General features: G+C 70.6%; 17 protein-coding genes. 9 read left to right on the forward strand and 8 right to left on the reverse strand.

Features of this window, described 5'->3' with window-relative positions; genetic code table 11:
- The first annotated feature begins 74 nt into the window (after positions 1-74).
- Together AB0B61_RS52995 and AB0B61_RS53000 are read left to right on the forward strand one after the other, a co-directional pair.
- Positions 75-1,493 (forward strand): amidase, encoded by a 1,419-nt coding sequence (locus AB0B61_RS52995; protein WP_358449147.1) that lies wholly within the window; start codon positions 75-77, stop codon positions 1,491-1,493.
- Between the two features lie 83 nt (positions 1,494-1,576).
- Complete coding sequence (locus tag AB0B61_RS53000) at positions 1,577-1,957, forward strand: YkvA family protein (RefSeq protein ID WP_358449149.1); 381 nt, start codon at positions 1,577-1,579, stop codon at positions 1,955-1,957.
- Here AB0B61_RS53000 and AB0B61_RS53005 read toward each other — a convergent pair.
- The 3 genes from AB0B61_RS53005 to AB0B61_RS53015 all read right to left on the reverse strand — a co-directional run bounded on the left by AB0B61_RS53005 (position 1,954) and on the right by AB0B61_RS53015 (position 4,870).
- Complete coding sequence (locus AB0B61_RS53005) at positions 1,954-3,150, reverse strand: amidohydrolase family protein (protein WP_358449151.1); 1,197 nt, start codon at positions 3,148-3,150, stop codon at positions 1,954-1,956. The genes AB0B61_RS53000 and AB0B61_RS53005 overlap by 4 nt on opposite strands.
- A 162-nt stretch (positions 3,151-3,312) precedes the next feature.
- The gene (locus tag AB0B61_RS53010) at positions 3,313-4,062 is read right to left on the reverse strand and encodes a tyrosine-protein phosphatase (protein ID WP_358449153.1); all 750 of its coding nucleotides are present in this window, start codon (positions 4,060-4,062) and stop codon (positions 3,313-3,315) included.
- Positions 4,063-4,072: 10 nt separating this feature from the next.
- Entirely contained in the window at positions 4,073-4,870 is a 798-nt protein-coding gene (locus AB0B61_RS53015; protein ID WP_358449155.1) for an SURF1 family protein, read from the reverse strand.
- Positions 4,871-5,034: 164 nt separating this feature from the next.
- Between AB0B61_RS53015 and AB0B61_RS53020 the strand changes: the two genes are divergently transcribed.
- A complete protein-coding gene (locus AB0B61_RS53020; protein WP_358449157.1) occupies positions 5,035-5,694 on the forward strand; it encodes a VC0807 family protein in 660 nt (219 codons plus the stop codon).
- Here the strand turns inward: AB0B61_RS53020 and AB0B61_RS53025 are convergent.
- The gene (locus AB0B61_RS53025; RefSeq protein ID WP_358449159.1) at positions 5,691-6,158 is read right to left on the reverse strand and encodes a helix-turn-helix domain-containing protein; all 468 of its coding nucleotides are present in this window, start codon (positions 6,156-6,158) and stop codon (positions 5,691-5,693) included. The genes AB0B61_RS53020 and AB0B61_RS53025 overlap by 4 nt on opposite strands.
- Before the next feature lie 60 nt (positions 6,159-6,218).
- Between AB0B61_RS53025 and AB0B61_RS53030 the strand changes: the two genes are divergently transcribed.
- Positions 6,219-6,701, forward strand: a complete 483-nt coding sequence (locus AB0B61_RS53030) for a GNAT family N-acetyltransferase (RefSeq protein ID WP_358449161.1) — start codon at positions 6,219-6,221, stop codon at positions 6,699-6,701.
- Between the two features lie 26 nt (positions 6,702-6,727).
- A complete protein-coding gene (locus AB0B61_RS53035) occupies positions 6,728-7,318 on the forward strand; it encodes a TetR/AcrR family transcriptional regulator (RefSeq protein ID WP_225302223.1) in 591 nt (196 codons plus the stop codon).
- On the opposite strand, the gene AB0B61_RS53040 is transcribed toward AB0B61_RS53035, so the two are convergent.
- Positions 7,272-7,616 carry a hypothetical protein gene (locus AB0B61_RS53040; RefSeq protein WP_358449163.1) on the reverse strand — a complete coding sequence of 115 codons (345 nt, stop codon included), beginning with the start codon at positions 7,614-7,616 and terminating at the stop codon, positions 7,272-7,274. The two genes, AB0B61_RS53035 and AB0B61_RS53040, sit on opposite strands and share 47 nt — an antisense overlap.
- A gap of 144 nt (positions 7,617-7,760) precedes the next feature.
- Here AB0B61_RS53040 and AB0B61_RS53045 point away from each other — a divergent pair, with 144 nt between their 5' ends.
- The gene (locus tag AB0B61_RS53045; RefSeq protein WP_358449165.1) at positions 7,761-9,170 is read left to right on the forward strand and encodes a methyltransferase; all 1,410 of its coding nucleotides are present in this window, start codon (positions 7,761-7,763) and stop codon (positions 9,168-9,170) included.
- 284 nt (positions 9,171-9,454) lie between these two features.
- On the opposite strand, the gene AB0B61_RS53050 is transcribed toward AB0B61_RS53045, so the two are convergent.
- From AB0B61_RS53050 to AB0B61_RS53060, 3 genes are all read right to left on the reverse strand, one after another.
- Entirely contained in the window at positions 9,455-12,586 is a 3,132-nt protein-coding gene (locus tag AB0B61_RS53050) for a BTAD domain-containing putative transcriptional regulator (protein ID WP_358449167.1), read from the reverse strand.
- A gap of 252 nt (positions 12,587-12,838) precedes the next feature.
- A complete protein-coding gene (locus AB0B61_RS53055) occupies positions 12,839-13,486 on the reverse strand; it encodes a GNAT family protein (protein WP_225302219.1) in 648 nt (215 codons plus the stop codon).
- 141 nt (positions 13,487-13,627) lie between these two features.
- Positions 13,628-14,914 carry a pyridoxal phosphate-dependent aminotransferase gene (locus tag AB0B61_RS53060; protein ID WP_358449169.1) on the reverse strand — a complete coding sequence of 429 codons (1,287 nt, stop codon included), beginning with the start codon at positions 14,912-14,914 and terminating at the stop codon, positions 13,628-13,630.
- Between the two features lie 79 nt (positions 14,915-14,993).
- Between AB0B61_RS53060 and AB0B61_RS53065 the strand changes: the two genes are divergently transcribed.
- The 3 genes from AB0B61_RS53065 (at position 14,994) to AB0B61_RS53075 (ending at position 17,664) form a co-directional block, all read left to right on the forward strand.
- Positions 14,994-15,929 carry a LysR family transcriptional regulator gene (locus tag AB0B61_RS53065; protein ID WP_358449171.1) on the forward strand — a complete coding sequence of 312 codons (936 nt, stop codon included), beginning with the start codon at positions 14,994-14,996 and terminating at the stop codon, positions 15,927-15,929.
- Between the two features lie 12 nt (positions 15,930-15,941).
- Positions 15,942-16,613 (forward strand): ribonuclease HII, encoded by a 672-nt coding sequence (locus AB0B61_RS53070; RefSeq protein ID WP_358449173.1) that lies wholly within the window; start codon positions 15,942-15,944, stop codon positions 16,611-16,613.
- A 70-nt stretch (positions 16,614-16,683) separates the two neighbouring features.
- Positions 16,684-17,664 (forward strand): LLM class flavin-dependent oxidoreductase, encoded by a 981-nt coding sequence (locus AB0B61_RS53075; RefSeq protein ID WP_358449175.1) that lies wholly within the window; start codon positions 16,684-16,686, stop codon positions 17,662-17,664.
- Positions 17,665-17,813 lie beyond the last annotated feature (149 nt).

The raw sequence follows: 17,813 nt of genomic DNA on the forward strand, positions 1-17,813 counted from the left end.
AGCGATGGACGACGTGACGGAGCAGGCCGGGAGGAAGCGATGGACGAGGCGACCGAGCAGGCCGGGAGGATGCGATGGACGACGTACTGAGCTCTGACGCCACCGAGCAGGCCAGTGCCGTCCGCGACGGGCGGGTGTCGCCGCGCGAGCTGGTCGAGGCGGCGATCGCCCGGATCGAGGCGCACGACGGCGAGCTGAACGCGGTGATCCACCGGCGGTTCGAGCGGGCGCTGGCCGAGCTCGACGCCATCCCCGCCGACGCCCCCTTCCGTGGTGTGCCGATCCTGCTGAAGGACCTGGGCTGGCCGCAGGCGGGTGAGCCGTACGGCGCGGGTTCGCGGACGCTCGACGGCGTCGTGGTCAAGGAGGACGGATACGGTACGGCCCGGCTGCGGGCCGCTGGGTTCGTCGTGCTGGGCCGTACGAACACTCCCGAGTTCGGCAGCACGATCACCACCGAGCCCGTGGCGTACGGACCCACGCGCAACCCCTACGACCCGAGCTACTCGGCGGGCGGGTCGAGCGGCGGGTCGGCGGCCGCGGTCGCGGCCGGGATGGCGGCGCTGGCCACGGCCAGCGACGGCGGCGGCTCGATCCGCATCCCGGCGGCCCTGTGCGGGCTGGTGGGGCTCAAACCGACCCGTGGACGCTCCAGCGCGGGACCGTCGGCCGGCGAGGGCTGGAGCGGCTTCTCGTGCCCGGGATTCGTCAGCAGGAGCGTGCGGGACACCGCCGCGGCGCTCGATCTCGTGTCCGGCTACGTACAGGGCGACCCTTACGACGCCCCTCGCCTGCCGCGACCGCTCGCCGAGGAGGTCGGCGCGGACCCTGGACGGCTGCGCGTCGGCTTCGTCGCCACGCACCCGAGAGACGACGTGCCGGCGGTCGCCGAGCTGACCGAGGCGGTCGACGTGACCGCCGCCCTGCTGTCGGAGCTCGGCCACGACGTGGCCCCAGGCTGCCCCGAGGCGCTCGGCGACCCGGACTTCCCTCTCCATTTCGGTGCCATCGTGGCGAACAACCTGGCCGCCGAGATCGAGAGCATCGGCGTCTGGCGCGGCAAGCCGGTCGAGCTGGAGGAGCTGGAGCCGCGCAACGCCGCCATGGTCGGCGCCGGGCGCGGGCACAGCGCCGCCGCCCACATCCTGGCCACCCAGTGGATCGACGGGTTCCGCAGGCGGATGGCGGCGTGGTGGGCGTCGGGGTACGACCTGCTGCTGATGCCCTCTCTCGGCGTCGCGCCGTTCCCGCTCGGGTGGATCCCGCCGGACGACCTGAGCACCGCGTTCGGCAGGACCGCGCACGCCGTGTCCTTCACCGCGCCGGTCAACGCGACGGGCCAGCCCTCGATCTCGCTGCCGCTGCACAGGACCGCGGCGGGCCTGCCCGTGGGCGTCCAGCTGGTGGCCGCGGCCGGGCGGGAGGATCTGCTGGTCAGGGTCGCGGCGCAGATCGAGGCCGCCCGGCCGTTCGAGCACGCCGCGCTGCGCTGACCATCGGGGGGCCGAGCCTCGGGAACTCGGCTCTGGGCGTGACGCGTTATGTCGTGAGAGGCCCGGGTATGAGGAGCGACATGATGGCGAAGGCAGGACGGGCTGCGGCGGCCTGGCGTACATACCGCGAAGTGAGCAAGCCCGGCACGCCGGGCTTGACGGCCAGGTTACGAGCGATCCCGCGCATGATCGGCGCCGTGATGCGCGGCGAGTACGACGGCATGGGCAAGAGCAAGCTGGCGCTGATGGGGTTCGGCGTGATCTACATGATCTCGCCGATCGACCTGGTGCCGGACTTCCTCGTGCTCATCGGTGTCGTGGACGACTTCGGGGTCTTCCTCTGGCTGATCGCCTCGCTGCTCGGCGAGAGCGGACGCTACGTGGACTGGGAGCGCACGACCATCCAGGGAAGTGTCCAGGGCAAGCTCGACGGCCCTGGACCCAAGCGACCTCGACGGCGCTAGAACTCCTCCATCCGGAGCCAGGCTCGTGACGGCAGCGGGTGGCCGAACAACCGGGCGGCGTTGCCGTAGGCGACCCTGGCGATGTCGGCCGGCGGAAGCGTGCCAAGGTTCTGTGACACCGCCTGCTGGGTGTCGGGCCAGGTCGAGTCGGAGTGCGGGTAGCCGCTCTCCTGAAGCACGTGGTCGAGGCCGACCGCCAGCCGCACCCCCGACAGGGAGTGGTCGTCGAGGGTGCCGAAGTAGAAGTTGCGGCGCAGCACCTCGCTGGGCTTGAGACCGCCGTCCCACTGCGCCTCGCCCGCCACGGGGTGATCCAGCGCGTAGTCGGCCCGCGCGGCCAGCATCGGCAGCCAGCCCACGCCGCCCTCCACGATGAGGATGCGCAGGTTGGGGTAGCGCAGCGGGAGTCCCGACCAGAGCCAGTCGGCGCAGGCGAACATCGCGCTGGTCGGCATCAGCGTGGTGATCGCCTCGATGGGCGTGTCGGGCGAGGGCACCGGCGACCAGCTGGAGCCTCCGGTGTGCAGGCAGACGACGGTGCCCGTCTCCTCGCAGGCGGCGAAGAACGGGTCCCAGTGGCCGCTGTGGATCGACGGCAGCCGCAGCCGGGTCGGGAACTCGGGGAAGACCACGGCCTTGAAGCCGCGGGCCGCGTTGGCCCTGATCTCCTTGGCGGCGAGGTCGGGATCGGGCAGCCAGGGCAGCTGCAGGCCGATGATGCGCTCGGGGTAGGTGCCCGCCCAGACGTCGATGTGCCAGTCGTTCCACGCCTTGACCAGGGCGAGGCCGAGCTCCTGGTCGCGGGTCCTGGCGAACGGCATGCCCGACTGGCCGGCCAGCATGCCGGGGAAGCAGAGCGCCGCCCAGATGCCGGCCAGGTCCATGTCCTCGATGCGGGCCTCGATGTCGTGGCAGCCGGGGCGCATGTGCTCGAACCTGACCGGGTCGAGCGTCCACTGCTCGCGGGGCAGACCGGCGCCCACGTCGAGCCCGGCACACGGGTATGTGGCGCCGCCGTAGCGCCAGACTTGGTGACCGCCCTCCGTCTCCACGACCTTTGGCGCGACCTCGGCGTATTTCTCCGCGAGCCGGCCTTCGAAAAGGTCTGGCGGCTCGATCAGGTGATCGTCGGCGGAGATGATCACATAGTCGCGCCGCCTCGGATCCGGATCGGGGAGCAGCGGCGTAGTCACGCAGGTAACCGTACGACGGCCGCATAACGTCGAACAAGCTGCGACGTCTCCGTTGGGTATCCACTATGCCCGAGGACCCGGGATCGCCGGGAGGGGGATGTGGCGACCCCGGGCCAGGAGGTCCGCTTTGCGAGGTTGCTGCTCTGCGAACCCCGATGCCGCCTACCCACCGGAGATCGGTTCAGTCCGGGACAGAAGACTATTCTGCAGCTCTTCGATGGTCCCCGCGTCGACCTGCAGGACGTCCGTACAGTAGTTCGCGACCGAGCCGTGCCGGGCGGTCAGATCGGCGAGGAACAACCGCATCGCGTCGGCCGGCGCCACCCCGAAACCGGGCCATCGGGTGGCGTTCGGATGCCTGCGTTGCCAGCTCGCGATGAAGCGCTCGGTGGCCAGGCCCGTTAACGCGTAGTCGTCGATGATGTCCTCGTCCGCCACGCCGACGAGGCTCAGGATGAGCGCGGTGAGCAGCCCGGTGCGGTCCTTGCCCGCCGCGCAGTGCACGACCACGGGCGCGCTGCCGGACTGGGAGATCGTCTCGATGGCCGACCGGAGATTGTCGATCCCGTCCTCGGTCACCTCGAGGTAGCGGTCGGCCAGGTATCTCTCGACGCCCAGCCGGTCGTCGTAGGTGTTGATGTCCCAGCGGCGGCCCTCGATGGGCAGGTTGCGGTAGTCGAGCCCGTCGGAGTCGGGCACCCGGCCGGTCCGCTCCACCTCGAAGGGATGGCGCAGGTCGATGACGGTCCGCACCTTGAGGGCCTGGAACGTGATGAGATCGTCTCCCGCCAGCCAGCCGAGTGAGTCGGCACGATAGAGCCGTTGCCACCGGACGGTTTGCCCGTCCTTTGCGGCATATCCACCTACGTCACGAAAGTTGTAGATACTTGCGAACTCTATGTGGCGGATCACCCTATCCACCTTAATTGCTGGACGCCCCGACTTCCTGGGCCGGCGCGTTCTCCGCGGCCTTCCTGTCGGCCACCTCGCGCCGGATGAGCAGGATCCAGCCGCCGATGGCCACGCCGATGAACAGCCACCACTGCACCCCGTAGGCGAGGTTGAGGCCGCCCCCGGCGCCCACGTCGGGCGCGGGCACCGGCGCGGGCGCGGGCGCGGGCGCGGGCGCCGCCGCCGGCCGCTGCTCGGTCAGCTCCACGTAACCGCCCATGAGCTGGTACGGCAGCGCCTTGCCGATCTTCCCGGTGTCGATGAGCAGCACCTGACCGGGCGGCAGACCGGCGCGCTCCTTGACTCCGGCCGTCGCCTCGGTCTCGCTGAGACGTAGCCTCCCGGTGACAGTTACCTGACCCGTCGGCGGCGGCGGCACCTCAGGAGGCGCGTCGGCGGTCGCCCCGGCCTTCACCCATCCCCGGTTGACGAGCACGGCCTGACCCGGACCGGTGACCAGCGGGGTCAGCACGTAGAAGCCCAGCTGCCCCTCCTGCGGCCGCCTGCGCACCACCAGCGCGTGGCTGGTGTCGTAGCTTCCGGACGCCGTGACCGTCCTGAACCGGTCGGCCTCCCGCGCCCCCTTGCCCACCAGGCTCTCCACGGGCACGGGGCCGGCCGCCAGGTTCGCGGTGACCTGCGTGCTGTTGGCCGATCGCTCCTCGAAGCGCCCGAACTGCCATCGGCCCAGGAATACGAAGGCCGGGATCACCAGCAGCACCACGATGTGGAGCGAGATCCAGCGGGGCGTGAGAAGGAACCGGTACACCCCTTAAGCGTAGGCACCGGGGTCGATGCTCCTTCACCTGGCTCGGTCTGCCGGAGCGTGACCTAATCGCAATCTGGTCGAAACACTTACCGAACGCCGCTTCATCGCGTACGGTCGGGATTCGTCCGATCAGCTCCCCCTCCAGAGAGCGCCTCCAAAGCCATATGACCGTGCTTGCCGCGCCGTCCGAGGCGCCCGCGTTCGAGCTGCCCCGGTTCGGCCGTCTGGTGCGCCACGCCGTGCCCCGCGTGTTCGAGGGCATGATCCTGCCCGTCGCCGTCTTCTATGTCGGGATGATCCTTTCCGGGATCACCGGCGGGATCGTGGTGGCCGTGGCCTGGGTGTACGGGGGTGTGGTCTGGCGGCTGGCCAGGCGCAGGGCGGTGCCGGGGGCGGTTCTTCTGGCCGCGGGCACGGTCACCGTCCGGGCGGTGCTGGCGCTGCTGTCGGGTAGCGCGGTGATCTTCTTCCTGCAGCCGACCCTGGGTGTCTTCTGCGCGAGCGCCGGGTTCCTGGCGACCGCCCGGCTGCGCCGGCCGCTGGCGCAGCGGGTGGCGGAGGATCTGGTGCCGCTGCCGGAGCACGTGATCGAGCGGCCGGTGATGCGGCGCTTCTTCGCCAGGCAGTCGCTGGTGTGGGGATGCGCGCAGTTCGGCAACGCCTCGCTGAGCCTGTGGCTGCTGCTCAGCCAGACGATCCAGACGTACCTGATCGTGCGCACCGCGGCCGTCGCGGTGCTGCTGTCGGGGGCGGCGCTGCTGACGCTGGTCGACTTCCGCTGGTGCCTGCGCGCTCTCCAGCGCGACACTTCCGCTGGGATTTAGGCGGACTTCAGCTCCGCGCCTGAACCGGGGAGCGCCGTCACCTCGCGGGGGCCCGCGACCTCGTGGCCCTCGGCGCAGCGGAAGTGCTGCTCGATGGGCGCCCCGCAGTCGCGGTGGGTCAGCAGCACGGGTGGTCCCTCGTCACCGGCGAGGTATTTGTCGCCCCAGTGCATGAGCGCCACGAGCAGGGGATAGAGGTCTCGTCCTTTCTCGGTCAGGCGGTATTCGTCACGCTGGCGCTGGCCGGGCTCGCGATAGGGCTCCTTGCGCAGCAGGCCCTCGTCGACCAGTCGCGCCAGTCGCGCGCTGAGCACCTGCCGGGGCGCGCCGGTGATCGCCTGCATGTCGGCGAACCTGCGGACGCCGCGGAACGCCTCGCGCAGCACCAGGAAGGTCCACTTCTCCCCGACGATGTCCAACGTGCGCTCGATGGAGCAGTTGTTCACCTGGAATGCCACGTTCATGCGCCATATCATACCTGAGTTCAATTGACAGACCCAGGAAAAGGAGAGGAAGCTGGGTTCATGCTCGGAACTCAGATCCGGCCCGCCCGGCCCGACGACACCGAACGGCTCCGGCGCTTCCTCACCCGGCTGTCCCTGCACACGCAGACCCTGCGCTTCTTCACCGGCATCGGCACCCCGGCCGCCAGCCTGGTGCGGGTGCTCATCGCGTTGGACGACCACAGGGACGCCCTGGTCGTCACCCTGGACGGCGAGATCATCGGCCACGCCATGAGCTACCGGGGCGAGGCGGCCGACGTCGAGATCGCCGTCGTGGTCGCCGACGAGTGGCAGGGCAAGGGGCTCGGGCCGCACCTGATCGACGTGCTGCTGTTCAGGGCCGCGGTGCGGGGCGCGAAGACCGTCGGCATGGACGTCATGGGAGAGAACAGGCGGGTGCTCAGGATGATCCGCAGACTCTGGCCGGACGCTCAGATGAAGGTGGCTTCCGGGACGGTCGAGGTGACCGCTAGGATCCAACGGGCGGAGGTATTTGCGGAATAAGGTTCTGTTGCTCCACCATTGACAGTGTGAAGAGTGCCAAGAACGGACGCGACGGACGCACCCGCATCATTGACGGTGCCCTGCGCCGATTCAGCCAGGACGGGGTGTCGGCCACCACGCTGGCCAGCCTCCGGGAGGAGAGCGGCGTAAGCGTCGGCAGCTTCTACCACCACTTCGCCAGCAAGGAACACGTCTTCGGCGTCCTCTACGCGGAGATCCTCACCGCCTATCAGGCGGCCTTCCTCGCCGAGCTGGTCAGCCACGAGGAGGCCCGCGACGGCATCGAGGCCGTCGTGGCGCTGCACATGCGGTGGGCCGGCGAGCACCCGGAGCGCGCGAGGCTCCTGGTCAGCGAGCGCCCGCCGCGCAAGAACGAGCCGGGCGGCGCCGAGGTGGCGGAGGCCAGGCGCGCCTTCTTCCGCCAGGTGTCCGACTGGTGGCGGCCGCACATGAAGAACGGCCGACTCCAGGTCGTCCACCCGACCATGTGTTACGTGCTGTGGCTCGGACCGGCGCAGGAGATGTGCCGCCTGTGGTTCGCCGGCGCCCACACGCCGACGGAGGAGGAGATCAAAGGGCTCGGTGAGGCCGCCTGGCAGAGCCTGCGGCAGCGCTAGTGGCCGGCCTGATCCGGGACGGCACCCGCCAGCAGGCCGTGTCGAGCGAGATGTCCAGCCGCAGATCACCACGCTGCCTGCGCAATCCCGGCACGCGTACCCGCGCGTGCACGTCGAAGCGGCCCCGGCAGGGGTAGCCGAATCCCAGCTCGCCCGGCAGCACCCGCAGGTCGTCGCGGTTGCCGCAGCTGGGGCAGGTCCATGAGACCAGGTCCAGCCCGCGGTTGTAGTCGGAGCAGGCGCGGAAGTAGTCGTCGGGCCAGAAACGGGACTCGCAGGCCAGGCAAGGGATCTGCATTGATCCGCTCCTCTTCTAACGCCGAGCGTGGGTCTTCATAGAGATATCGTGGCCCACTTGCAAAACGCTTGGACGTTTCGGTAACAGTATGATTACTGCGGGTATCGGATCATGCGCGGGATTCTGCGGTGAAAGGATGGTGTCGTGGAACGACTGCGCGATCACCTCCTCGAGACCGGCTACTCGATTGACGGCGTCCGCGACCGGCTGGGCGCCATGGCGGCCTCGGCCCTGTCCCGCGAGGAGCTGGTCCCGGCTCTGCGCGCCACGGCCGACGGCGACCCGCTGGCCGCGCTGATCCGGCTCTGGTGGCTCGGCGCCGCCGTCCCGGCCGCGCGGTTCCCTGCCGGAGTTCTCGACGAGGCCCGCGCGTCGGGCCTGGTCGCCGCCGAGGGCGAGCACGTACGCGCCACCGTGCACCTCCAGCCCTGGGAGACCGGCGGATACGTCGTCTCCGATCGCAAGGTACGGCCCGGCGACCCGGCGCTCCGCCCCGACCACGTCGTGGGCGCGGGCGGCGCCTCGGCCAACCTGGCCCAGCTCGTCACCCGCCGCCCCGTCCACCGGGCCCTCGACCTCGGCACGGGCTGTGGCGTACAGGTGCTGCACCTGGCGGACCGCGCCGACGAGATCGTGGCCACCGACCTCAACCCCCGCGCGCTGGAGCTGGCCCGGCTCAGCTGGCGGCTGTCCGGGATCGAGGGCGTGGACGCCCGCGCCGGCTCCCTGTTCGAGCCGGTCGAGGGGGAGCTGTTCGACCTCGTCGTCTCCAACCCGCCGTTCGTCATCTCGCCAGGCGGCCGGTTGACCTATCGCGAAACGGGCGCCGACGGCGACGCGTTCTGCCGCGATCTCGTACGACAGACCCCCCGCTTCCTCAATCCGGGCGGCCAGGCCCACTTCCTGGCCAATTGGCTGCACGTGGCGGACGAGGACTGGCGCGATCGGGTCGGCGGTTGGCTCGGGGAGACCGGATGCGACGCCTGGGTGGTCCAGCGGGACGTCCAGGACCCGGCCGAGTACGTCGAGCTGTGGCTGCGCGACGCCGCCGTGCAGGGCACCCCCGGCTACACCGAGCACTACGACCGCTGGCTGGGCTGGTTCGACGAGCACAAGGTGCGGGGCATCGGCTTCGGCTGGATCACCATGCGCAACGCGGGCACGCTCGACCCGGTGGTCCGCGTGGAGCAGCTCACCCACCAGGTCACGCTGCCCGTCGGCGACTACGTCGACGGCGTGCTCGACTCGATCGCGACCGCCCACCGGGTGCGATTCCTCGACTCGGCCCACCTGCGGACCGTGGCGGGCCTGCTGGACGAGCGCATCGGCCTGCCGGGCGCGGAAGACCCCATGCGCATCGTGCTGCGCCAGACGGAGGGCCTGCGCCGCAGCAGGGAGGTCGGCACCGTCGAGGCGGCCCTGGCCGGCGTCTGCGACGGCGACCTCGCCCTCGGCCCGCTGCTCAACGTCATCGCCGAGCTGGTCGGCGACGGGGAGATCCTGCACACCGACGCCATCCGGCCGCTCATCGCCGAGGGTTATTTCCTGCTTTGATCGACCGTTGATCCGATGTTGACCCCCCGGGTGGAGGCTTCTCACCAAGACACGAGCCCGGGGGGTTCGAGGCTCGTGTCGGGTCCGGCCGGTCGTCGATGTGAGGCGGCTAGCCGTTACGCGGAGCATCCGGATAACCGGGCCCCCTAGCGACGCGTGACGGTCAGATGACCGGCCGGGCTAGCAATCGCGCCACCTGCACGCATCACGGGGGATCCGTGACTCCCAAAGGGACAGCCTTGATCAACCATGTGTGGATGACACGTCTGGACGACGAGCTGTACTCAGGGCTCGACGGGACTGGCGACCGAATCGACGACGGGACTGACGACCGGCTCGACGACAGGACTGACGACAGGACCGACGACAGGACTGACGACCGGACCGACGACAGGACTGACGACCGGACCGACGACAGGACTGACGACCGGCTCGACGTCGGAGCCGGCGACGGGCTTGATGATCAAAGCCTTGTCGAGGCGGACCTTGAGGTCGTCCGCCTCGGGAGCGCCGAGCAGCGAGAAGATGTCGAAGGCCTGCCGTAGGCAGTCGAGGCTCCTCGTGGCGCTGCCCAGACCTTCGAGCGCCTCGCCGAGCACCATCAGCGACAGCGCCTCACCATAGGGATGACCGATCTCCCTCGACACCACCAGCGCCTCCTCTGCGTGCCGTACGGCATCGGGGTAGCGCTTGGCGGCGATGAACGTCTCGGCGAGCCGGGAGCAGACCCGCTGCTCCCACACGCGCTGCTTGCTGGCGCGGAAGAAGGCCAGGCACTCGGCGTGGTGATGGACGGCCTCGGCGATGCGGCCGACCCGCGACAGGACGATGCCCAGGTGGTAGCGGGCGCGGGCGGTGCCGGCGCCGCTGCCGATCTCGGTGAAGATGGCCAGGCCCTTCTCCGCCGCGGCGATCGCGTCCTCGGGGCGGCCGAGGCCCAGATGGTCGCGGGCCGAGTAGCTGAGCACGAGGGCCTCGCCGGCCGGTACGCCGTTCTCGCGATACCAGCGCATCGCCGACTCGAACCAGGTCAGCGCCTCGGCGTGGCGGCGCTGCCGGCCCACGACGACGGCCAGCGCGTTCATCACCTCGCCGGTGACGACCTTCTCCGCGCGCGCGACCGAGAGCTCGTGCACGATCCTGAACTGCTCCTCGGCCTGCGTGAGCTTGTTGCTCGCGAACAGCACCCGGCCGAGCACGTAGCGGGCTCGCAGCTCGCTCCCGGCGTCGCCGATTCGCGTGGCGGTGCCCAGCACGGCCCGCGTGCCCTGGTCGAACTCACGGGTGTGGGTGCCCGACTCCAGCAGCGGCTCCATGGCCACCAGCAGGTCACCGGCGGGCAGCAGCGGCTCGGGGGCGCGGGCGGTGGCGGCGGCCTGGTTGATCGCGGCGAACAGCGAGTCGCCCTCGGCCACCAGCCAGGCGACGGCCTCGTTGACGCTGTTGAAGGAGAGCCCGCTGCCGTCCACCTGGAGGTTGTCGGCGATCATGCTGCCCTCGTAGGCCAGCCGGTGCGCCGACTGGGCGGAGGCCAGGTAGAACCCGAGCAGCCGCCGCAGCGCCATCGTGCGGGCCTGCGGCCGTTCGGACTTCTCCAGCGTCCGGCGGGCGAACAGCTTGAGCAGGTCGTGGAAGCGGTAGCGGCCCGGCGCGGGCGCCTCCAGCAGGCTGGCGTCGACCAGCGACTCCAGCAGGTCCTCGCTGGCGAACGCGCTCATCGACAGGACGGCGGCCGCCGCTCCGACCGAGAAGTCGGGCCCGTTGGGCAGCGACAGCAGCCGGAACGCGCGGGCCTGGGCGGTGTCCAGCTGCCCGTAGCCGAGCGCGAACGTCGCCTCGACCGCCAGGTTGCCCACCCGCATCTCGTCGAGACGGCGCTGCTCGTCGGTCAGCCGGGGCACCAGCGAGGCGACCGTCCACGAGAGCCGCGCGGCCAGCCGGGCGGCCACGATCCGTACGGCCAGCGGCAGGAACCCGCAGGCGGCGACCACGTCCATGGCGGCGCCGTGCTCGGCCGCCACTCGCTCGGTCCCGGCCACCGAGGCGAACAGCGTCAGCGCCTCGTCCGGGTCCATCACGTCCAGGTCGAACAGCCGGGCAGAGGGCAGGTCGGCCAGCTTGTGGCGGCTGGTGACGATGGCCGCGCAGCCCGAGGAGCCGGGCAGCAGCGGGACCACCTGCTCGGCGTTGTGGGCGTTGTCGAGCAGCACGAGGATGCGCCGTTCGGCGAGCAGCGACCGATAGAGCGCGGAGCGCTCGGCCAGCCGCTCCGGGATGACGTCGGACGGCACGCCCAGCGCGCGCAGGAACGCGCCCAGCGCCGACTCGGGACCGGTCGCCTCGTCGGTGTAGCCGCGCAGGTCGGCGTACAGCTGGCCGTCGGGGAACAGGTCGTCGGCCGCGTGCGCCACGTGCACGGCCAGGGTGGTCTTGCCCACCCCGCCGATCCCGCAGATCGCGGCCACCGGCACGCCCTCGGCCGGCTTCGACGACAGCAGCGCGCGCAGCCGCCCGGCGATGTCCATGCGCCCGGTGAAGTCGCTCACGGCGGCGGGCAGCTGGGCGGGGCGGGGCAGCTCGAGCGTCGGCGCGCGTTCCTCCGGCGCCTCCTCCTCGGCCACCTCGGCCACGGCCAGCGTGGGGTCGGCGGACAGGATGCGCTGGTGCAGCGCGGTCAGCTCGTGGCCGGGCTCGATGCCCAGCTCCTCGATCAGCGCGTCGCGCGTCTCGGTGAAGACGGCCAGCGCGTCGCCCTGCCGGCCGCACCGGTAGTAGGCCAGCATCAGCTGGGCGCGCAGCCGCTCACGCAGCGGATGCTCGGCGGTCAGCGCGATCAGCTCGGACACGACCGCGGCGTGCTCGCCCAGCTCCAGGTCCAGGTCCATGAGCGTCTCGACCACACTGATCCGCCGCTCGACGAGCCGGTCACGCTGATGCTCGGTGTACGGCCCGACGGCCCCGGCCAGCGGCTCGCCCTCGAACAGCGACAACGCGGCCCGCAGACCCTCGGCGGCCTCCCGCGGCCTACCGGCCCGGCGCGCGGCCTCGGCCTCATGGATGCCGCGCTCGAACCGGGTCAGGTCCAGCGAGTCGTCGGGCAGCCGCAGCGCGTACCCCCGGCCGACGGAGGTCAGCAGCTCGGGCCGGGAACGGGCGGCCCTGCCGGGTTCCAGGACCGTGCGCAACCTGGAGACGTACGTGCGCAGCGCACCGAGGGCTCGCGGCGGCGCGTCCTCGCCCCACACCGCGTCGATCATCTCGGTCGGCGTAACCGCACGGCCTTCCCGCAGGAGCAGCATGGCGAGAATGGAGCGCTGCAGCGGGGTGCCCAGGTCGAGTTCCTGGCCATCGCGCCACGCGCGGACGGGGCCGAGCACGGCGAACCTCAGCCCGCCTTCGCCGCTCTGACCAGTCATGTCGCCTGTCTCCAACGCAATGGAAAGATTTGTTACCAAATGATAGGTCCATCCTTGCGCAACAGATAGGCATCCGCCCATTCGTTAACCGAAGCGTTGATCGGCCTTTAATCGGGTGTTGAGCCACGCGGCGGATGCTGAGGGTCAACAGCGGCATGGCCCCGATAACGCGGGGGCGGCCATGACACTGGCATATATGGGGCAATCAAGACACAGGCCCCGCCGTATGGCGGGGCCTTCACGGATGCTTCCTTATGCTGCCTCGGCCGCGAGGACAAGCCTCTGGGCCAGGCGTTCTCGAATCCCGGGCCATTCCGAGTTCAGGATCGAGTAGTACGCCGTATCTCGGACGGTGTCATCCGCGCCCCTGCATTCCGCCCGGCGTATCCCGTCGAAATGCGCGCCCAAGGCGGCTATCGCGGCCAGGGACCTGTTGTTGCGTACGTCTGACTTGAGCGTGATGCGGTGGACGTTCCACGTCTCGAAGGCGTGCGAGAGCATCAGGTACTTGCTCTCCCGGTTCGCACCCGTGCCCTGGGCGGAGGCGCCCAGCCAGGTGTAACCGATGTCGGCCACGGACGGGACCTCGCCCACCGCGCCCCGCGTACCCGGCGGCCAGGGCATGGGGCCCTGCCAGTACTCCAGGTGCATGAGACGGGTGGCACCGACCACACGGTCGGTGTTCAGCCACCGGACGGCGAAGGGCAGCGTGCGGCCCTCCGCCTGCTCAGCCAGTGCGGCCTCCACATAGGAGACCATCTCGTCCCGGCCGGCCGGGACACGGGTGAAGGCATACGTGGAGCGGTCTTCACTCGCCGCGGCGACGAGGTCGTCGATCACCGCGAGGCTGAGAGGTTCCAGGCGCACGAGGCGCCCGGACAAGGTGACAAGAGCGGGCATGAGCACATGATGGAGGCTGCTCGGTATGGGAGAGAACAGCACTCGCCCACCATTCTTTGCAGCTTGTTGCAACCTGGGTATTCATGCAGGTCAACGGGCCGATTGCGGGGTCTCCGCACCGGCCCGTGGACAAAGTTTCGCCTAACTGTGACATGGCGTCGGCACGAGCGCCGGGTGCCGTTCACGCACCGGGCTCCGCCGCGCCAGCGAGAGCTCCGTCAAGCCCATCGACAGCTGGTCCAGATTGGCCGCGATCCACGGCAGCTGGAGCGGATCGGGGCTGGTCAGCGCGGCCAGTCGCTCCTCCGTGGTGTCCCCGTAGAGCAGGCTCACCGCGACCCGTACCCGCGCGGCGGTGGGATCGTCGCCGAACGCGTGGCCGGGCAGCACGCCGATGCCGTGCTCCTCCAGCAGGAGCCGGGTGATCTCGGCCGAGCCGCCGAGCCGCAGGTGGCTCAGGTCCGGGTAGAGGTAGAACCCGCCCTGGGGAGTGGGCACCGACGCGCCGATCTCCGTGAACCTGTCGCGCACCGCGCGGGCGAGCGTGCCGTGCAGCCGCTGGCTGCGCAGGATGCGCTCGACCAGCTCGGGCGGGTCGGTGAAGGCGTAGGCGGCGGCCTCCTGCACGGGAGCGGCCGGGGCGGACCAGATCTCGCTCGCCACCGCGAGCAGTCTGGCGCGCAGGTCGTACGCCTCGTCGGGCAGCCTGGCCACGCCGATCCGCCAGCCGCCCAGCGCCAGGCTCTTGCTGAGCCCGGTGGTGACGACCGTGCGCTCGGGCGCCAGGTCCGCGGGCGAGGTGAAGGGAAGCAGGGGGTCGTGCAGCAGGTCCCGGTAGATCTCGTCCGAGATGATGTACAGATCGAGCTCGCGGGCGACCTCCACCAGGCGCTGGATGGTCTGCGGCGGCGCGAGGCGTCCGGTGGGGTTGTCGGGCAGCGTCACGAGCACCGAGCGGACGGTTCTGCCCTGGGCGCGAGCGTGCAGCACGGCCGAGGTCACCCGCTCCGGATCCGGTACGCCGCCCTGGCCCTGCGGGGGCGCGACCATGATCGGACGGGCGCCGACCAGGTCGGCCTGCGCCGCGTAGCTGACCCAGCTGGGCATGGGCAGGACGATGTCGCCGCCGATGGCCAGCAGCACGCCGTACAGCAGTGACTTGCTGCCGGGGCCGCAGACGACCAGTTCGGGGTCGGTGGGCAGGCCCCGTCGTGTCCAGTAGCCCGCCGCCGCCTCCCGCAGGTCGGCCGCCCCCGCGACCGGCCCGTAGCCGTTGCGCTCGGATGCGGCGACCAGCTTGTCGCGCAGCGCCGGGTGGACGGGCAGGCCGGCCTCGCCGAAGGCGAGGTGCAGCACCCGTTCCCCGGCGCGCCGTCTTCGCTCGATGTCTTCGTTGGTCGCCAGAGTGGCGGAGAGGGTAACCGTCATGTTTGTCACGTTCCCAGCGTGATTGGATGAAGGCATCACCACAAGCGAGGCTTTTTGTGGGTGGGCGGAAGGAAGTCCGATGCTCGAATTGCGGCGCTTGGTGCTGATCTGCGAATTTGCCCGTCGGGGCAGCATCTCAGCGACCGCCGAGTCGTTGGGGTACAGTCCCTCCGCCGTGTCCCAGCAGCTGGCCGCCCTCGAACGCGAGACCGGAACCGCGCTGATCGACCGGACCGCGCGCAGCGCCGAGCTGACCGACGCGGGCCGCCGCCTGGTGATCCACGGCGAACGCATTCTGTCCATGGTCGAAGAGGCCGAATCCGACCTTTCGGCCCACGCGGGCACGCCGTCCGGCCGGGTGGTGGTGACCGCCTTCCCCACGGCGGCGGTCGCGTTCGCGCCCGCGCTGGCCCGCTCGCTGCGCCGCTACACCGAGCTGACGCTCAGGCTCGGGCAGAGCCGGTCGGGGCGGGGCATGCGCGAGGTGCAGGCGGGCGAGGTGGACATCGCGCTCGTCGACGACTGGTACGGGCGGGTCGGCGACAGCGACAGCCTGCGGACGTTCCCGCTGCTGAACGACCCGCTGGTGCTGGTGGTGCCGCGCAAGCACCGGCTGGCCGACCCCGAGGTGCCCCTGGACCTGCGCGAGCTGCGTGACGAGCCGTGGATGGCCACGCCGGACGGGGAGCCGTCGCGCCTCGCGGTCGACCGGCTCTTCGTGGACGTGGGCGGCACCAGGCCGACGCCGTGGGAGTTCGAGGGGCTGGGCACGATCCTGTCGCTGGTCGCCAAGGGCATCGGGATCGCCGCCGTGCCCGCGCTCGCGCTGGCCGCCGGCGTGCGCGGCATCGCCGTCCGCCAGTTCCCCGGCAATCCGGTGGGCCGCGAGATACGGGCCGTCGCGCGCGGCTCCAGCGTCCACCGGCCGTCGGTGTCGGTGACGCTGCGGGCCATCCACGTCGCCGCGCGCTATCTCGCCGCCGATCTGGATCCGGTATCGCTCGCGGAGCGATAACGTCTGGTGCCCATGGCGCCCACCTATGACATCGAGCACCTGCTGCTCTCCCAGCGCAGCACGACCACGGTCGCGGGCCTCGACGAGGTGGGCCGGGGCGCGTGGGCCGGTCCTGTGACGGTGTGCGCCGTCATCACCGACCTGTCGGACCCGCCCGCCGGGCTGACGGACTCCAAGCAGCTGTCCGCCGCCAAGCGCGGGACGGTGGCCGCCTCCCTGGAGTCCTGGGCGGTCGGCATCGGCTTCGGCGACGCCACCCACACCGAGGTCGACGAGCTCGGCATGACGGAGGCCCTGCGCCGCGCCGCCCGCCGCGCCCTGGCCGCCCTCCCCGTGCGGCCCGACGCGCTGATCCTCGACGGCTCGCACGACTACATCGGGGCGCCGTGGCCGGTACGCCTGGAGGTCAAGGGCGACTCGGCCAGCATCTCGGTGGCGGCCGCCTCGGTCCTGGCCAAGGTACGGCGGGACGCGTACATGGGGACGATCGGGTGCGACGAGTACGGCTTCGCGGACAACGCCGGCTATCCGTCACCGGTGCACCAGGAGGCGCTGGCCCGCCTGGGGCCCACGGAGCACCATCGGCTGTCGTGGTCGTACCTGGACGACCTGCCTCGCTGGCGCCACCTCAAGCGGCACCGGGACCCGGCGGTGGGCGAGGGCCAGGCGAGCCTCTTCGGTTAGCTCCTTCGGTTGGTTTCTTCTGTTTGCCGGGTCGATTGGCTTGGCGCCGGGATCGACCATTATCGATGGAATGCGAATCGGGATTTTTCTCATCGTGGCCCGATTTCCGGACCAGAAGTCGGAGCAGGTGCTGGCGAGCGCTCTCGACCTCATCGTGGCGGCCGAGGAGGCCGGGTTCGCCGATGCCTGGATCGCCGAGCACCATTTCATGTCCTACGGCGTCTGCCCCTCCGCCACCACGCTGGCGGCCGTGGCGATCGGCAGGACCAGCCGCATCGGCCTCGGCACCGCCGTGAGCGTCCTGTCCACCCAGCACCCGATCGCCCTGGCCGAACAGGCGGCCATGCTGCACCACCTGTCGGACGGCCGCTTCACGCTGGGCGTCGGGAGGGGCGGGCCGTGGGTGGACCTGGAGGTGTTCGGCACCGGGCTGGAGCGCTTCGAGCACGGCTTCGAGGAGTCGCTGGACGTACTGCTCGCCGCGCTCTCCGGGGAGCGGGTGTCGGCGGCGGGGGAGTTCTTCAGCTTCCGTGAAGTGCCACTGGTCCCGCCGGCCAGGCTGCGCCCGGTCCTGGCCTGCACCTCCCCGCCGACCGTGGCACTGGCCGCGAAGCGCGGCCTCCCGATGCTGCTCGGCATGCACATCGACGACCTGCAGAAGAGCTCGATGATCTCCATGTACGCGTCTCACGGGGGAACGCCCCAAGCCCACATGGCGGCGGCCGTCGCCCACGTGGCGAACTCCACCGCCGAAGCCCGAAACGACCTGAAGGAGTCCCTGCCGCGCTGGTTGACGCCCGGCCTGGCCGGCTACGTACCGGTGGACCACAGAGAACCACCATCCCGGGATATTTCGGCATATGTGGACTTCCTGACCCGCGTCCACCCGGTCGGCTCCCCAGCTCAATGCGTGGAGTCCATCCTGCGCACCTCGGAAGCCACCGGAATCCAGCACCTCATCCTCATGGTCGAGGGAATGGGCGACCACCAGCGCACTCTGGAGAACATCCGCCGCCTCGGGGCAGAGGTGCTACCGCAGGTCACCGGCTGAGGGCCGAAAGGAGGCGAATGGTCGTCACTTTACGTGCTCGTGATGTAACAATGAGTGTCATGCCGTCCCCCCGACATGACACTCTCATCAAGCTGTTCGCCGATCGCCCTCAACTGGCGGTGGAGATCCTGCGTGACTTCCTGGGGGCG

The organism is Nonomuraea sp. NPDC049158 (assembly GCF_040648335.1).
In the GTDB taxonomy this organism is placed as follows: domain Bacteria; phylum Actinomycetota; class Actinomycetes; order Streptosporangiales; family Streptosporangiaceae; genus Nonomuraea.

What these genes read in the sequence shown, in the direction of transcription:
- AB0B61_RS52995 (WP_358449147.1), top strand. Translation starts at nt 75, where the DNA reads ATGGACGACGTACTGAGCTCTGACGCCACCGAGCAGGCCAGTGCCGTC.
- AB0B61_RS53000 (WP_358449149.1), top strand. Translation starts at nt 1,577, where the DNA reads ATGGCGAAGGCAGGACGGGCTGCGGCGGCCTGGCGTACATACCGCGAA.
- AB0B61_RS53020 (WP_358449157.1), top strand. Translation starts at nt 5,035, where the DNA reads ATGACCGTGCTTGCCGCGCCGTCCGAGGCGCCCGCGTTCGAGCTGCCC.
- AB0B61_RS53025 (WP_358449159.1), bottom strand. Translation starts at nt 6,158, where the DNA reads ATGAACGTGGCATTCCAGGTGAACAACTGCTCCATCGAGCGCACGTTG.
- AB0B61_RS53030 (WP_358449161.1), top strand. Translation starts at nt 6,219, where the DNA reads ATGCTCGGAACTCAGATCCGGCCCGCCCGGCCCGACGACACCGAACGG.
- AB0B61_RS53040 (WP_358449163.1), bottom strand. Translation starts at nt 7,616, where the DNA reads ATGCAGATCCCTTGCCTGGCCTGCGAGTCCCGTTTCTGGCCCGACGAC.
- AB0B61_RS53050 (WP_358449167.1), bottom strand. Translation starts at nt 12,586, where the DNA reads ATGACTGGTCAGAGCGGCGAAGGCGGGCTGAGGTTCGCCGTGCTCGGC.
- AB0B61_RS53055 (WP_225302219.1), bottom strand. Translation starts at nt 13,486, where the DNA reads ATGCCCGCTCTTGTCACCTTGTCCGGGCGCCTCGTGCGCCTGGAACCT.
- AB0B61_RS53060 (WP_358449169.1), bottom strand. Translation starts at nt 14,914, where the DNA reads ATGACGGTTACCCTCTCCGCCACTCTGGCGACCAACGAAGACATCGAG.
- AB0B61_RS53065 (WP_358449171.1), top strand. Translation starts at nt 14,994, where the DNA reads ATGCTCGAATTGCGGCGCTTGGTGCTGATCTGCGAATTTGCCCGTCGG.
- AB0B61_RS53070 (WP_358449173.1), top strand. Translation starts at nt 15,942, where the DNA reads ATGGCGCCCACCTATGACATCGAGCACCTGCTGCTCTCCCAGCGCAGC.
- AB0B61_RS53075 (WP_358449175.1), top strand. Translation starts at nt 16,684, where the DNA reads ATGCGAATCGGGATTTTTCTCATCGTGGCCCGATTTCCGGACCAGAAG.